The organism is Prescottella equi, from assembly GCF_002094305.1.
In the GTDB taxonomy this organism is placed as follows: domain Bacteria; phylum Actinomycetota; class Actinomycetes; order Mycobacteriales; family Mycobacteriaceae; genus Prescottella; species Prescottella equi.
This window is the reverse complement of the sequence record NZ_LWTX01000002.1, coordinates 629,027-642,913: the sequence shown is the minus strand read 5'-3', so window position 1 is coordinate 642,913 and position 13,887 is coordinate 629,027. Positions and strand designations below refer to the sequence as shown.

Below are 13,887 nucleotides of genomic sequence, written 5' to 3'. Positions count from 1 at the left end.
ACGGTCTCGGACTCCGCGCGTGCCGCGGATTCCCGTTCGGCGTTTCCTGGGTCAGCAGCGGTCGTCGGCGGTGAGCTTGTCGAGGATCCGGCTCAGCTCGACGCGGTCGTGGTCGTCGAGTCCGGCGAAGAAGTCGGCGGCCTGGGCGTCGCGGGCGGCGGACATCTCGTCCAGAAGCCGGCGACCGCTGTCGGTGAGCCGGACGCACACCGCGCGACGGTCCACGTCGTCGGCGACGCGTTCGACGAGGTCGCGCTTCTGCAGTCGATCCACCACCTCGGTGGCCGAGCGGGGCGCGATGCGCAGGGCCTTGGCGACGTCGCCGAGGCGGGGGCGGCCGCCGGCCTCGCCGTCGATCACACGCAGTGCGCGGAACTCGTGCGGGGACAGCCCCCACGGTTCGAGGGCCGAGAACCAGCGTCGGCGCAGCCCGCGCGACGTGGAGATCACGAGGTCGCGGAGTTGCTCGGCCGATACGTCCGTCATGCTGCTGGAGCCTACCTCACTTGACAGTTACCTCATGTTGAGGCAACCTCAGTAAAGGCTTGCCCCGACATCTGAGAGGGGTGGTGCAATGACAAGCCTTCCATTCGGCGGACCCGGCGGTGGTCCGATGCGAACCCGCAAGGTCGACCCCGCCGACCGCGCCCAGCTCGAGGAATCCCCGGTCAGCCTGCGCCGGATCGGTGCGCTCTTCGCGCCGTACCGGTGGCAGATCACGGTGGTTGTCGCGCTGATCGTGGCGTCGTCGGCGATCTCGCTGGCCAACCCGTTCCTCGTGCGTGAGGTGATCGACCGGGCGATCCCGGAACAGAACGTCACGCTGCTCGTGTGGGCCGTGGTCGCGATGCTGGCGATCACCGTCGCGACGGCGGTGTTCGGCGTGGTGCAGACGTGGATCTCGACGACCGTCGGGCAGCGGATCATGCACGACCTGCGGACGCGGGTGTTCACACACCTGCAGCGCCAGTCGCTCGGCTTCTTCACCCGCACCCGCGGCGGTGAGGTCCAGTCCCGGCTCACCAACGACATCGGCGGCATGCAGACCGTCGTGACGTCCACGGCGACGTCGATCGCGTCCAACGTCACGACGGTGATCGGCACCGCGATCGCGATGGCGGTACTCAGTTGGCGGCTGTCATTGCTGTCGTTGATCGTGCTGCCGCCCGCGATCTGGCTCACCCGCAAGGTCGCGCTCATGCGGCGCGAGATCACCGCGCAGCGGCAGAAGGCGCTGGCGGACATGCAGACCCAGATCGAGGAGGGGCTGTCGATCAGCGGGGTGCAGCTCGGTAAGACGCTCGGTGCCGGGCCGGCGCTGTCCGAGCGTTTCTCCGAGACATCCACGCGGCTCGTCGATCTCGAGGTCCGCTCCCAGCTGTCCGGACGTTGGCGGATGGCGACGATGAGCATCATCTTCTCGGCCATCCCCGCGCTGCTGTACCTTGCGGCCGGGCTGCCGGCGACGTCGGGCGGCATGACGATCGGCACCCTGGTGGCGTTCACCGGGCTGCAGACCACGCTGTTCCGTCCGCTGATGGGCCTGCTCGATGTCGGTGTGTCCGTGACGAGTTCGCTCGCGTTGTTCAGCCGGATCTTCCAGTACCTGGATCTGCCGGTGGAGATCGACGATCCCGAACGCCCCACACCGATGCCGCGCGAGCGAGTCGACGGTGCGGTGCGGTTCGAAGACGTCGGGTTCCGTTACGAGAATGCCGACCGCGATGCGCTCGCCGACGTCACCCTCGAGGTGCCCGCCGGGTCGTCGCTCGCGCTGGTGGGCGAAACCGGCTCCGGCAAGACCACGCTGGCATCGCTGGTTGCGCGTCTGCACGACCCGACGTCGGGCCGGGTCACGATCGACGGTGTGGACCTGCGCGACATTCGGCTCGCGGAGCTGTCCGAACTGGTCGGTGTCGTGTCGCAGGAGACGTATCTGCTGCACGCGACGATCCGGGAGAATCTGCGGCACGCCCGGCCCGACGCGTCGGACGCCGAGATCGAGGCTGCGGCGCAGGCGGCGCAGGTGCACGAGCTGATCGTGTCGCTGCCCGACGGCTACGACACCGTGGTCGGCGCGCGCGGGCACCGGTTCTCCGGTGGCGAGAAGCAGCGCATCGCGATCGCGCGAACCCTGTTGCGGGACCCGCGGATCCTGGTGCTCGACGAGGCCACCAGCGCACTCGACAACGAGACCGAGCGGGCCGTGCAGGCCGCGCTCGACGTCGTCAGTCGTGGCCGGACGACGATCACGATCGCGCACCGGCTCTCGACGATCCGCGATGCCGACCAGATCGCGGTGCTGAATCATGGCCGGGTCGCCGAGCGCGGCACCCACGAGGAGTTGCGCGCGCTCGGCGGCCGGTACGCCGCGCTACTCGCGCGAGGCGGCGACGCCGGCCCTACGGCCGAAGAAGGTGCCGTCACCGAGCGAGGTGCCACTGATGTAGCCCCACGAGTGCAGGCCGGACGTCGCGCGCCCGGCAGCGAAGAGGCCGGGGATCGCGTCGTCGTCGAGGTCTAGGACGCGGCCGTCGACAGTGGTGCGCAGGCCGCCGATGGTGAACACCTCGGCGCCGCCACCGCCGGTTCCGCCGTCGCCGTACTCCGGGGGAGCCATGCCACGCTGGACGTCGATCGCGGCGAACGGCGACTGCAGTGGACGCAGCCAGCGCGCCGACTTGTGGAAGTACGGATCCTCGCCGTGTTCGGCGAAGCGGTTGTACTCGCCGACCGTGTTCTGTAGTGCGCCCTCGGGCATGCCGATCTCGCGCTCGAGCTCTTCGAGCGTCTCGGCGACGAAATGCGGCTGCACGCCCCAGCGTTCGTCGACCGGGACCTCCTCGTACGCCTGCTCGTCGAGGATCACCCACACCTTCAGGTTGTGTTTGAACAGTGCCGCCTGCCCGACCAGGCCGGGGTAGACGTCCTCGTTGATGAACCGCTGGCCGACACTGTTGACGATCATGCCGCGCACCATCATTCCGGGCACCAGCGAGATACCCACCTGACCGGCAGACATGTGCTTGACCGCCGCGCCGACGGCCTGCGCCATCACGATGCCGCGGCCGTCGTCGCCGCCGTCGCTGTTGACGCCCAGACCCACCAGCTGTGGCGCGTGCTGCGCGAGCATCTCCTTGTTGTCGGCGAACCCGCCGGTCGTGATGACCACGCCGCGTCGGGCACGGTAGGTGACGGTCTCGTTGAAGTGCCGGGCCACGACGCCGACGACGCGGCCGTCCTTCATGATCAGGCGCAGGGCGGTGGTGTCGGTGTGGATCGCGATCGCGGTCTTCGTGACGGCCTCGCTGAGCACCGCCATCAGAACCTTGCCGCCGAAACCGTCCGAGGTGACGCGGTGCCCACGGGGCGCCGGTTCGGCGATCTCGTAGAACGGATAGGCGTTCTCACCCATCCACATCAGGCCGTCGTCGGTGGGCGGCACCCAGGTGGGGGAGTCCCACAGCGACGGCTTGAAGGGGACGCCGTGGTCGACGAGCCACTGGTAGTGGGCGACACTCTCGCGGCTGTAGAGTCCCACCTTCTCCTGGTCGGCGTCCGGGCCGAGCGCGGCGAGCAGGAACTTCTCCATCTCCTCGGCGGTGTCGGTGAAGCCGCACGCCTCCTGGATCGGGGTTCCGCCACCGAGGTACATTTCGCCCCCGGACAATGCCGACGACCCGCCGCCACCGCTCTGTCGCTCGAGCAGGACCACGTCGGCGCCCGCGGCGTCGGCCTCGAGTGCGGCCGACGCACCGGCGCAGCCGTAGCCGATGACGAGGACGTCGGTCTCGTGGTCGTAGGCGGTGATCTCCGCCGCGTCGATCGGGGTGACGGGTACGCGTGCGCTCATCCGGTTCTCCTGTCGTGACACTGGCATGGCTGTGGTGCCGGTCACAGTAGGGTCGCAGTGCGGGACCGTGAAGGTGGTTGTCCGGTGAGCGGGAAGCTGGGGGTGCGCACTCAATCCTTCTGGGTCAGCGGCGGTTCAGTTCCAGTGGCAGCGATCGATGACGGCGCACCAACAGGCTCGGCACCCATTCGGCTCCGCCGTCGGCGATGGTGAACGACGTGGTGCGCTCGATCAGCGTCGTCAGCGCGGCCAGTGCTTCCATCCGGGCCAGCGCCGATCCGACGCAGAAGTGGATACCCTTGCCGAACGCGAGGTGGCCTTTCAGGTTCGGGCGGTCCAGGCGGGCGGTGTCGGGGTCCACGAACCTCGCCGGATCGCGATTCGCGGCCCCCCACAGCAGCAGCAGGTGGTTCCCGGCGGACAGCCGGACGCCGCCGAGGGTGGTGTCCGTGACGACGTGTCGGTGATGCCCGCGGAACGGTGATTCGAGCCGGAGTGCCTCGTCGAGGAACGGGTCGATCAGCTGCGGGTCGCGCCGGAGCCGGTCCTGCAGTTCCTGATTCGTCGCGAGGATTCGGGTGGCGTTGGCGATCAGGCCTGCAGTCGACTCGCCGCCAGCGCCGACCAGTTGCACCAGGACGAGGACGGCGACGTCGTCGGTGAGATCGCCCTCGTTGCAGGCGTGGGCCAGCACGCCCAGCAGATCTGTCTGCGGATCTCGCTTGGCGGCAGTGAATTCGGTGTGGAGGTAGCCGGTGAGTGCGGCAGCCGAAGCGACCAGCGTCGGTAGACGGTCCTCGGTGACGATCCCGCCGAGCATCTCGGTGCTGTCGTACGACCACGAAAGCAGTTGCGGGACGTCGCTCTGCGGCAGTCCGATCAGGCTCGCGACGAGGGCGAGGGGTAATGCGTCGGCCATCTCGCGCGCCCACTCGAAGGTGTCGTCGGCGCGCAGCCCGGCATCCCAGAGTTGATCGACGAGGGCCCGCACCGTGGGTCCGAGGATGCGGATCCGCTTGGTGAGTTGCGCGAGAACGAGTTTGCGGTGCACCGCGTGCGAGGGATCGTCGGCGGTGGCGAGCACGTGGACCGCGCGACCGCCGCCGTCCATGTCGAACGTGACGGGTGGACCGTCGGCTCGCTGCACCATCACCCCGGTGAGGTTCGACGAGAAGTCCTCGGGACGGGCCAGTGCCTCGGTCACCAGTTCCCACGACGACACGAGGTGGAAGTCGGTGCCGGGGACGCGGTGGACGGGGTCGCGCTCGCGCAGCGTCGCGTACAGCGGGTAGGGGTCGTCGAGGTGTGCGGGGTCGAAGACGCCGAGCCCGTCCATACGTGTCCTGGTCACGGATGATCTCCCGTCAAGCGGTCGGAACCTGGTGTGGTGATGCCACCGTCCAGCCCGCGGCGACGCGGTGTCAAGGGGTGCCGGGAAACTGAGAGAACCCGTTTGACGTGCGCGAATGGGCTGTCTCGAGGCTGTGGCCGGTCGTCGGTGTCGCCGCAGGTGGCGGCAATTCCACGATGTAGACGAAACTGCCTCTCTGTCTCACAATGAGACCGTAAGTCATCGGTGATCGGAGGGGCGCATGGCGCGAACGGACGACTGGCTGGCCGGTGGGAACCGGCGGGAGGTTGCGGTCGCACGGATCACTGCGGCCGCGACGGACCTGTTCCTCGAGCGCGGATTCGATCGGGTCGGGGTCCTGGACGTCGCCGAGCGCGCGGGATGTTCACGGGCGACGCTGTACCGGTACGTGGGCGGTAAGCCCGCGATCGTCGCAGCCGTGGTGTCCTCGGCCGCAGCGTCGGTCGCCGAGGACGTGGCGTGCGCGGTGGCTCACCTCGACGGTGCCGATCGAGTGGTCGAGGCGATCCTCACGTCCGTGGCGGCGGTGCGGGCGGACCCGGCGCTCTCGTACTGGTTCGCGCACAACCGGACCGGGGCGGCGAACGGCTACCTCGCGTCGTCCCCGGATCTGGCTCGGTTCGCGACGACGCTCACAGGTGCCGTGGCCGACGACCTGGCGGGTGAGTGGATCGTCCGGGTGGTCCTCACGCTGTTGGCGTGGCCGGGAGCCGACGGCGACACGGAACGACATATGGTGCGGCACTTCGTCGCGCCGGCGTTCGCCACATAACATCGACGAGCATGAGCCACTGCGTCTTCTGCGCCATCGTCGCCGGCAAGGCGGAATCGAGTCTCGTGTACGAGGACGAGCACACGACCGCGTTCATGGACATTCGTCCTTTCACCCCCGGCCATCTGCTGGTGGTACCGAAGACGCACGCCGCGGGCCTCGCCGAGTTGGATCCCGAGGACGGGGCACGCTTGTTCCGTGTGGGGCAACGGATCGCAGGCGCACTGCGGGCAAGTACGGTGGGTGCGGAGGGGGTGAACTTCTTCCTCGCTGACGGAGTGGTAGCTGGTCAGGAGGTGTTCCACGTGCATCTTCACGTCGTTCCCCGGACGGCGGGTGACGGATTCGGTCTGCGCGGTCGCCCGACCGTGCCGCCGCGACCGGACCTCGACTATCTCGCGGGATCGATCCGCGGACGGCTGGGCGCTGCCGATGCCTGACGTGACGACGGCCTCTCCATACCTGCATCAGCGTTTTCCGGAACTGGCGAAATCCCTTCCGCACGTGCGGCTGGGGACGTCGCCGACACCCGTGCGCAAACTCGAGGGACTCGGCATCGGGGACCGGATCTGGCTCAAGGACGACAGCCGCTTCGGCTCCGGTGGGTGGGGCGGCAACAAGGTTCGCAAACTCGAGTGGATCATCCCCGACGTCCTGGCGCGGAAGTCGAAGCGCATCATCACCGTCGGCGGTCTCGGGACCAACTGGGGTCTCGCGACCGCGTTGTACGCCGGCCAGTTCGGGATCGAGACCGCGCTGGCGCTGATCGACCAGCCGGTCGACGACCACGTCCGTGCTCAACTCGCTCGGCTGCAGCGTTCCGGTGCCACCCTGCACTTCACCCGCACCAAGGCCCGCACCTTCGCGGTCGCGCCGTGGCTCATGGTTCGACACATGAAAGGCGGCCGGCTGCCCTACTACCTGCCTCCGGGCGGCTCCTCGCCGATCGGCGCGCTCGGCTACGTCGAGGCCGCGCTGGAACTGGCAGCCCAGGTCGACGCCGGCGAGATCCCCGAACCGGCGCACATCGTCGCGCCCGTCGGCTCAGGCGGCACCGTCGCCGGACTGCTCCTCGGGCTACGGCTCGCCGGTCTGCGAACCGGCGTCGTCGCGGTGGTCGTCAACGACACCCTGCCGTTGGGGCAGCGTGAGATCCGGGATCTGGCGGGACGCTCCGAATCGTTACTGCGGCAACGCGGTGCCGACCTCGGCGACATCGACCTGCGTTCGGCACCGCTGACCGTGACGCGCGAATACCTCGGCCCCGGTTACGGATACGCCACCGCGGAAGGGCGTGCCGCGCAACGTGTCGGGCACGAATTCGGCATCCCGCTCGACCCCGTCTACACCGCCAAGGCGTTCGCCGGCCTGCTCGAGATCGATGCGCACACGCGCGGTGGAGACGGCCCGATCGTCATGCTCGACACCTTCGGTCCGCGCCCGGACTGAGGTCGCTACGAAAGGCTCCGGCCGACCGGACGCGGTATCGAGGGGTGCCCGAACCGGCGCATGCAGACCTTCCGGAGTCGCTCGTCGAACTCTCGGGGCGTGATGCCGAACGTCACGAAGATGTCCTCCCGCCGGGGGCCACCGTACGGCTGCCACCGCACTGCGAACGTGATGATGTGGTCGTCGTCGGCGTCCATGGTCTCGCTCCTCGCTCGTCACACGTCGGAAATCGTTGATCGGTGGTTCTGCTTCTGCGTTGCAGAACGGCCGGTAGCAAAGCGAGACCGGCGCTCGGATTCGGTGAGCCCGCCCCACACTCCGTGTCGTTCCTCGTGCTCGAGCGCGTATGTTCGGCACTCGACGAGGACCGGACATCGTTCGCAGATCTTCTTCGCGGCCTGCTCCAGACGGATCCGTTCTCCCCAGGTGCGCGTCCGCTGCGGGAAGAACATGTCGGTTGCCGACGCGCGACATCGAGCCGAGGCCTGCCAGGTCGCGTCGGATATACGTCGAACTGCGGGGATGACGTCGCGATGTGCGGTCACGGCCGGAATGCATCCTTCCTGGAGGGGAATCGGTCCGCGGGACAACTCGTGCCAGGGTGGGCGCACCACCACCTATCCGGTGATGCGCCCACACCCGCGCGTCAGATCGCTGCCGAACCGCCGTCCACCGGCAGATTCACTCCGGTGATGAAACGGGCCTCGTCGGACGCGAGGAAGAGGACTGCGTTCGACACATCCACCGGTTCCACCCACGGTGCGGGCAGGGCCAGCAGAGTCGACGACGCCTCGGCGAACTCGTCCGCGGTGGGGTTCTCGCGATCCGGCCGGAACAGGCGCCACACCGCGTCGTTCTGGATCATGTCGGTGTTGCAGTTGGTCGGGGAGACGACGTTGACGCGGATCGAATGCGGCGCCAGTTCCATAGTCAGCGACTTCATGAGCCCGATGACGCCGTGCTTCGACGTCACATAATGGCCGAACCGTGCGAAGCCCTTCGTCCCGGCGTCCGACGACGTGATCACGACCGTTCCGCCGCGTCCGCCCCGGATCAGGTGTGGCACAGCGGCTTTGCAGGTGTTGAACACGCCGGTGACATTCACGTCGATGACGTCCGCCCAGTCGCCGACGCGGATGTCCTGGACGTCGTCGCCGAACTGGAAAATGCCGGCGTTCGCTGCGACGATGTCGAGCCGCCCCAACTCCTCCACTGCCGCAGTCAGTCCGGCTTCGAGGGCGTCGTAGTCGCGAACGTCGGCCTTGTAGGCCACGATTCGACGCCCCTCCTTCTCGACCAGTCGCACGGTCTCGGCGAGATCCTCGTCCGTGGCCGGTGCGTAGAAGTCCGACGTGCGTCCCACGTCGCCGCAGACGTCGACGGCGATGATGTCGGCGCCCTCCTGCGCGAGTCGAACCGCGTGACTGCGGCCCTGCCCGCGAGCGGCGCCCGTGATGAATGCAACCTTGCCGGCGACCCGACCTGTCATGCCCTGCTCCAATTCTCGTGCTGTCGTGGTCACTGCGCGATCTCCAGTTCGCCCATCCGTGACCACTCGGTTCCGGGAACCTCGGTGTTGATGATTCGGGGGGTCTCGCTCAGCGCGGGACGCATGGATTCGAGGCCGCGACGGAAATGGTCCGCGGCGACGTGCTCCGCGCCCGCCTCCGCGTCGCGGAAGGCCTCCACGAGCACGTACTCGGACGGGTCGTCGACGCTGCGTGACCACTCGTACCAGAGGTTTCCGGTCTCCGAGCGGGTGGCGTCGGTGAAGTCCTTCGTGATGGAGAGCCAGTTCTCCTGATGTTCGGGGAGGACCTTGAACTTGACGACGATGAAGATCATCGGGGTACTACCTCGTTCTGATGGTTCGATCGAATACCGGTGCGCACGAGGGTGCGGACCGGGGTGGGAGGTATGGCGAACGGAGCCGAGGTCCGTCGATGGGCCCCGACCTACCGTCGTGGGATGGTGTTGTGCGAAGAGCTGCCGGTCGTCAGGACGGCGAGTACTCGTACGAGACCTTGTGCATCTTCAGTTCCATGAAGGTCTCGAACTCGCGGACGCCGCCGATCTCCGGGATCCGCTTGTGCAGCAGATCGTTCAGGTGATCGTTGTCGCGGCAGACCAGCTGTACGTACACGTCCGCGTGCCCGATGCACGTGGACACGTAGGTTGCTTCCTCCCAGGCGGTGAACTCGGCGACCACATGATCGTGGTGGCCGGGTTCGACCCGGACGAGGAGGAAGGCGAGAACGCGGTAACCGAGTCGGAACGGGTCGGCGATGGCGACGATGTTGAGCACACCGGATTCCTGCATCCGGCCTGTCCTGATCCGCACGGTGCCTTCGGAGACACCGAGTTCGCGTGCGATCTGGCGGTAGGGCATGCGGCCGTCGCCCTGCAGCAGGCGCAGGATGCCACGGTCGATGTCGTCGAGGCCCTCGACCGAGATCTCGGATCCTCCCATGGACTCCGCACTCCCCGTGATCGTCATCTTGCGCACCGGATCAGTCTATGTGCTACGCAATCGTCATGGTCGGCGACTCGCGTCGACATGTTCCGTAATCCTCACGCGGTCGGCGCGAAGTCCGCGTCCGGAACCAGAACCGCACGTCCGCGCACCCTTCCGTGGTGCAGGTCGTCGAGCGCCTTGGCGAAATCCGAGAACGGGTACTTGACGGTGTGCAGGTGTACCCGACCCTCGGCGGCGAGCGCCATGAGCTCCACCAGATCGTTGTAGGTGCCGACCAGGTTGCCGACGAAGTTGATCTCGGTGCTGATCACGTCGATCGTCGGGATGTCGAGGTTGCCGCCGTAGCCGATGACGTAGTACGAGCCCGCGCGGCGCAGCATCGCGACGCCCGCAGCGATCGCGGTGCCCTCGCCGACGAAGTCCAGCACCGCCTCGGCGCCCGCTCCGCCCGTCAGTTCGAGCACCCGCTCGGCCTCGGTGCCGTCGGCGACGACGGTGACGTCGGCGCCGATCTCCTCGGCCAGCTGCAGGGCGGCGGGCGACTGGTCGACGACGACGATGCGTGCCGCGGTGAGTGCCTTCAGAACCTGGATGCCGATGTGGCCGAGCCCGCCGGCGCCGATGACCGCGACGGTCTGTCCCGGGCGCAGGATCTCGGCGGCCTTGCGGGCCGCGTGGTACGCGGTCAGCCCGGCATCGGCGAGCGCCGCGACGTCGGCCGGTGCGAGCGACGGGTCGAGCTTGACCACACTGCGCGCGGACGTTCGCAGGTATTCCGCCATGCCGCCCTCGGCGTCGATGCCGGGGAAGTCGGAAGCGGTGCAGTGCACGTCGTCGCCGCTCCGGCAGGCGTGGCACAGGCCGCAGGTGGCGAGCGGGTGGAGGATGACCTTGTCGCCGAGCGCGACGTTGGTGACGGCGGAGCCGATCTCGGTCACCGTGCCGGCGTTCTCGTGGCCGATCGTGTACGGGAGCCGAACGCCGCTCTTGTTCTGCCACTGGCCTTCGATGATGTGCAGATCGGTTCGGCACACACCGGCGCCCTCAACGCGGACGATGACGTCGTGCGGGCCCTGCAGGGTCGGCGCGGGCACCTCGTCGAGCGTCGGCTGCTGGTCGTATTCGTGTACGCGGACTGCCTTCATGTCAGCTCCTGGTCTCGGTGGGTAGTTCGGCGCAATCGGTCTGAACGGTTGCGCCGTCGGCCGGATCCGGATCCGGATCGGTGGGGTCGGGATGGTCGTCGCCTCGGACGCGCCATTCGATGGAGGTCTTGTCCTGGACGCGCTGCCGGTAGTACCAGAGCACGCAGGCGATCATGAGAATGCCTATGCCGGTGATGGTTTCGCTCAATCCGCCATAGCCGGTCAGGCCGGGGTTGAGGATGCCGACGCCGATCGCGAACGCGTTGATCGCGAACAGGACGCACGCGATCGGGATCCACGGCCGTGCCAGCCGGATCGGCCGGGGGATGTCGGGGCGGTCCCGGCGCAGCAGTACGAACGCGCCGACCGCGAGGGTCACGGCGGTGAGGTAACCGAGGTTGCTCGCCAGCAGGATCGCGATCGGCTCGCCGAGCACGATCAGCACGACGACGTTGATCATCATGTCAGTGGTGAGGGCCCGTCCGGGCACCCCGTATCGGTTGAGTACGCCGAGTTGCTTGATCGTCCCGCCCGAGCGGGAGATCCCGTAGAGCGATCGTCCGCCGTCGGCGGTCGCGGTCATCATGGCGATGATGAACGCGGCCATGATCGGTAGCTGGCCGAGCCACGAGTAGCTGCCCAGGATCTTGTCGAAGGCCAGGCCGATGTAGTTCACCGGGTTGGCACCGATGGTCTCCTCGCCGAGCGCGCCGACCACGACGTAGGGAACCACGAGGTAGATGCCGAGGATCATCGCCGCCGAAGCGCGAAGCGCCCGCGACGTGTCCTTGACCGGATCCTTGTACTCGGCCGCGAAGCTGGCGCACACCTCCGTGCCGTACGTCGTCCACGCGGTGATGTAGAACCAGACGACGATGATCTTCCAGTCCAGGGGGGAACTGGCGCCGCTCCACGTGATTCGACTCATGTCGAAGTCGGCTCCGGAGGACACGAACGGCCCGACGACGAGGACCACCAGTCCGATGACGAGCAGGGCACCGGTGACCCGCGCGACGCCGGCGGCGATCTTGACGCCGAAGTAGTTGAGGGCCCAGGCGGTGACGATCGCGCCGATCGCGATCAGATAGGGGAGCCCGAGTTCGTGGCCGATCGGAAGTCGTACGGCGATGTCGTTGTCGGGGAAGAACGCCTGCTCGATGAGTGTGCCGAGCACGACGCCCTCGACGGACAGGGACAGGGACCAACCCATCCAGTAGCCGAACGCTGCGATGGCGCCGAGGGGTGCGAAGTGACGCTTCCAGCCTTCGTAGGCGTAGACGGAGATGCCGCCGGATTTGTTGGGGAACATCGCGGCCATCTCCGCGAAGAGATGGCTCTGGAGGAACGCCAGGGTGCACGCGACTCCCCAGATCGCGATGGCGGTCCATCCACCGATGGCGCCGACGGTGTATCCGAGAGTGAGGAACAGGCCGATCGGCATGTTCAGGGCGAAGACCATGCCGTCACGCCAGGTGAGCGTGCGGACCATGGACTCGCTGTGGGCTGCCGCATGGGCAGGTTCGTGGCCGCTCTGTGGTGGCCGTGGTAAATCAGCTGAACTCACTGGATTTCCCTCCAGAGTTGCTGGTGCCGTGTCGGTCGGTTTCGGGGGGGGGGCAGTCGCTGCCTGGGGCTTCAGGCGGTGGCGTCCTGCCATTCGGGAATGCTCCCGATTTCGGTTCGGTCTGCGATCCATTTGCGGCACTTGATCATCAGGCGGGGCTGACCGACGATGCAGGCGCCGACGAGTCTGCCGTCGCGCGAGTAGAGGGCCGCGAGATGGCCGGGCGTTCGGGAGAGGAACCGCACGGTGGCGTCACCTGTGGTGTCGCCGATGATGTCGATTCGACGCCCGAACTGGTCCGACCACACGTAGCCGACGGAATCGAGAGTCCGCTTCTCGTCCTCGATGAGATTGTGAGCCACGATCCTGGCCTGCTCCGTCGCGGATGTCCAGTGTTCGTGGCGGTGCAGGACGCCGTTGGCGTCCGCCCAGCACGCGGCGTCGCCGACGGCCCATACCCGGTGGCCGGCGCGCCCGGTCGGATCGCAGTGCACGCCGGCCGCGGAGGTGTCCAGGCCGGACCCGTCCAGCCACTCGACGTTCGGCACCGCGCCGACACCGACCAGGACGAGATCGGCGTCGATCGCCTGGCCGTCGTCGAGAACGACTCGTTCGATCCGGTCGGTTCCTTCGAGGTCCGCCACGGATCGTCCGCAGATGAGACGGACCCCGTGGTCCCGAGCAAGATCGCCGAGAATCGGCGCGACCGAGGCGCCGAGATTCCGGGAGAGGGGGATCTCGGCGACCTCGACGACCGTGACGTCGACACCCGATGCGCGCGCCGATGCCGCGACCTCGAGTCCGATGAACCCGCCACCGATGACGACCAGGTGGCGGCACGAGCGCAGCCGCTCCCGCAGGAGGTGGGCGTCGGTGAGCGTGCGCAGGGTGAAGACGCCGTCGGGGGCCTTCGGGAACGGATTCCGTGGCCGGGCGCCGGTGGCGATCACGAGGTCGTCGAACTCGATCTCGCTCAGCGTCGTCCGTAGCAATCTCCGCTGCGGGTCGAGGTGCAACGCACGCTCGCCGAGGCGGAGGTCGATCCCGTTGTCCGGGTACCAGGACTCGGGGTGGAACGCCAGGGTCTCGGCGGACTCGCCCTTCGTCAGTGCCGACTTCGAGAGCGGGGGCCGGTCGTAGGGGAGGTCGGCCTCATCGCCGACGAGGGTGATTACGCCATCGAATCCCTTGTTGCGCAATCCTTCTGCTGTGCGGACGCCGGCGAGGGATGCGCCGGCGATCACGATGCTCGTCAT

At 67.8% G+C, this 13,887-nt stretch carries 14 protein-coding genes and 1 pseudogene; 4 read left to right on the top strand and 11 right to left on the bottom strand.

Annotated features, from left to right (window positions below; all coding sequences use genetic code 11):
• Positions 1-51: 51 nt before the first annotated feature.
• Positions 52-486, bottom strand: coding sequence for a MarR family winged helix-turn-helix transcriptional regulator (locus tag A6I89_RS08615; RefSeq protein ID WP_005515463.1), 435 nt, complete (start codon positions 484-486; stop codon positions 52-54).
• An 88-nt stretch (positions 487-574) separates the two neighbouring features.
• Between A6I89_RS08615 and A6I89_RS08610 the strand changes: the two genes are divergently transcribed.
• Complete coding sequence (locus A6I89_RS08610) at positions 575-2,524, top strand: ABC transporter ATP-binding protein (RefSeq protein ID WP_315851595.1); 1,950 nt, start codon at positions 575-577, stop codon at positions 2,522-2,524.
• On the opposite strand, the pseudogene A6I89_RS08605 reads toward A6I89_RS08610, so the two are convergent.
• A pseudogene (locus A6I89_RS08605) lies at positions 2,441-3,853 on the bottom strand (FAD-dependent oxidoreductase); the annotation flags it as partial. The gene A6I89_RS08610 and the pseudogene A6I89_RS08605 overlap by 84 nt on opposite strands.
• Before the next feature lie 124 nt (positions 3,854-3,977).
• The gene (locus tag A6I89_RS08600) at positions 3,978-5,189 is read right to left on the bottom strand and encodes a cytochrome P450 (protein WP_022594170.1); all 1,212 of its coding nucleotides are present in this window, start codon (positions 5,187-5,189) and stop codon (positions 3,978-3,980) included.
• Between the two features lie 256 nt (positions 5,190-5,445).
• On the opposite strand from A6I89_RS08600, the gene A6I89_RS08595 reads away from it, so the two are divergent.
• The 3 genes from A6I89_RS08595 to A6I89_RS08585 are packed head-to-tail and all read left to right on the top strand — an operon-like array spanning position 5,446 to position 7,446.
• Positions 5,446-5,997: a TetR/AcrR family transcriptional regulator gene (locus tag A6I89_RS08595; RefSeq protein ID WP_022594172.1), complete on the top strand. Its 552-nt coding sequence runs from the start codon at positions 5,446-5,448 to the stop codon at positions 5,995-5,997.
• An 11-nt stretch (positions 5,998-6,008) separates the two neighbouring features.
• Positions 6,009-6,437 (top strand): HIT family protein, encoded by a 429-nt coding sequence (locus A6I89_RS08590; RefSeq protein WP_005515459.1) that lies wholly within the window; start codon positions 6,009-6,011, stop codon positions 6,435-6,437.
• Positions 6,430-7,446 carry a 1-aminocyclopropane-1-carboxylate deaminase/D-cysteine desulfhydrase gene (locus tag A6I89_RS08585; protein ID WP_013414923.1) on the top strand — a complete coding sequence of 339 codons (1,017 nt, stop codon included), beginning with the start codon at positions 6,430-6,432 and terminating at the stop codon, positions 7,444-7,446. The genes A6I89_RS08590 and A6I89_RS08585 overlap by 8 nt, the downstream gene beginning before the upstream one ends.
• 5 nt (positions 7,447-7,451) lie before the next feature.
• On the opposite strand, the gene A6I89_RS08580 is transcribed toward A6I89_RS08585, so the two are convergent.
• The 8 genes from A6I89_RS08580 to A6I89_RS08545 form a co-directional block, all read right to left on the bottom strand.
• Positions 7,452-7,643 (bottom strand): hypothetical protein, encoded by a 192-nt coding sequence (locus tag A6I89_RS08580; protein WP_022594175.1) that lies wholly within the window; start codon positions 7,641-7,643, stop codon positions 7,452-7,454.
• A gap of 18 nt (positions 7,644-7,661) precedes the next feature.
• The gene (locus A6I89_RS08575) at positions 7,662-7,991 is read right to left on the bottom strand and encodes a WhiB family transcriptional regulator (protein WP_044990500.1); all 330 of its coding nucleotides are present in this window, start codon (positions 7,989-7,991) and stop codon (positions 7,662-7,664) included.
• 101 nt (positions 7,992-8,092) lie between these two features.
• Positions 8,093-8,935, bottom strand: a complete 843-nt coding sequence (locus A6I89_RS08570; protein WP_022594177.1) for a mycofactocin-coupled SDR family oxidoreductase — start codon at positions 8,933-8,935, stop codon at positions 8,093-8,095.
• Positions 8,936-8,964: 29 nt separating this feature from the next.
• A complete protein-coding gene (locus A6I89_RS08565) occupies positions 8,965-9,291 on the bottom strand; it encodes a putative quinol monooxygenase (protein WP_005515454.1) in 327 nt (108 codons plus the stop codon).
• Between the two features lie 151 nt (positions 9,292-9,442).
• Positions 9,443-9,943, bottom strand: coding sequence for an Lrp/AsnC family transcriptional regulator (locus A6I89_RS08560; protein ID WP_005515453.1), 501 nt, complete (start codon positions 9,941-9,943; stop codon positions 9,443-9,445).
• A gap of 74 nt (positions 9,944-10,017) precedes the next feature.
• Positions 10,018-11,067, bottom strand: coding sequence for an NAD(P)-dependent alcohol dehydrogenase (locus A6I89_RS08555; RefSeq protein WP_022594179.1), 1,050 nt, complete (start codon positions 11,065-11,067; stop codon positions 10,018-10,020).
• 1 nt (position 11,068) lies between these two features.
• The gene (locus A6I89_RS08550) at positions 11,069-12,556 is read right to left on the bottom strand and encodes an APC family permease (RefSeq protein WP_005515449.1); all 1,488 of its coding nucleotides are present in this window, start codon (positions 12,554-12,556) and stop codon (positions 11,069-11,071) included.
• 146 nt (positions 12,557-12,702) lie between these two features.
• Positions 12,703-13,887 (bottom strand): NAD(P)/FAD-dependent oxidoreductase, encoded by a 1,185-nt coding sequence (locus A6I89_RS08545; RefSeq protein WP_022594181.1) that lies wholly within the window; start codon positions 13,885-13,887, stop codon positions 12,703-12,705.